The sequence below is a fragment of the Enterobacter sp. SCRI0065 genome, from assembly GCF_059766475.1.
Genome location: NZ_JCBAJB010000053.1, coordinates 1 through 255 on the forward strand (window position 1 = coordinate 1; position 255 = coordinate 255).

A 255-nucleotide genomic window follows, 5' to 3' on the forward strand; every position below is an offset into this window, starting at 1 on the left:
CTTGACACTGAACACTGGTCCTTGATGTGTAGGATAGGTGGGAGGCTTTGAAGCGAGGACGCCAGTTCTTGTGGAGCCAACCTTGAAATACCACCCTTTAATGGCTGGTGTTCTAACGTAGACCCGTAATCCGGGTTGCGGACAGTGTCTGGTGGGTAGTTTGACTGGGGCGGTCTCCTCCTAAAGAGTAACGGAGGAGCACGAAGGTTAGCTAATCCTGGTCGGACATCAGGAGGTTAGTGCAATGGCATAAGC

General features: G+C 52.2%; 1 rRNA gene. It reads left to right on the forward strand.

Annotation, left to right across the window (positions count from 1 at the left end):
- Positions 1-255 (forward strand): 23S ribosomal RNA (locus AC6EMZ_RS23395); the annotation flags it as partial.